The sequence below is a fragment of the Amnibacterium soli genome, assembly GCF_039544415.1.
GTDB lineage: Bacteria > Actinomycetota > Actinomycetes > Actinomycetales > Microbacteriaceae > Amnibacterium > Amnibacterium soli.
Map to the genome: position 1 here is coordinate 1 of NZ_BAABLP010000011.1, position 731 is coordinate 731.

The window sequence follows — 731 nt, forward strand, 5'->3', positions numbered from 1 at the left end:
TTTTCACCTTTCCCTCACGGTACTTGTCCGCTATCGGTCAACTGGGAGTATTTAGGCTTACCAGGTGGTCCTGGCAGATTCACACGGGATTTCTCGGGCCCCGTGCTACTTGGGATGATCTGCGCGCGCACACGACGTTTCGACTACGGGATTGCCACCCTCTGTGATCGACCTTTCAAGATCGTTCGTCTACACCGTGCGACTACAACGTGCTGAACGGCAGTCCAGCGCCAGAGTCCCTCAACCCCGACCATGCAACGCCTGCCGGCTTGACACATGACCGGTTTGGCCTGTTCCGGTTTCGCTCGCCACTACTCACGGAATCGCGGTTGCTTTCTCTTCCTGTGGGTACTGAGATGTTTCACTTCCCCACGTTCCCTCTACCCGCCCTATATATTCAGNGCTTATCGCAGATTGCTACGTCCTTCTTCGCTCCAGTTGCCAAGGCATCCACCGTTTGCTCTTTCAAACTTGACCACATACATGAGTATGAATCGCGCCCACCACCGATCCACCCTTACGGGCTTCCCAGCAGCGGGCTTGACCAATGGTTGTCACACACACCACCCACACCCACCCGAAGGCGCGCGTCCATGATGCGGTGACGAACATTGTTATTTCTTCATCAAATACGCCACGCAAGGTGGCGACTCGACGAGAAAGATGCTCGCGTCCACTGTGTAGTTCTCAACATACGGTCGGTACTCCCCCGAACCACAGGACTCACGTCC

The 731-nt window shown here is 55.6% G+C and carries 1 rRNA gene; it reads right to left on the bottom strand.

What is annotated here, in order from left to right:
- Positions 1-477: ribosomal RNA gene (locus ABEA53_RS16840) — 23S ribosomal RNA — on the bottom strand; the annotation flags it as partial.
- Positions 478-731 lie beyond the last annotated feature (254 nt).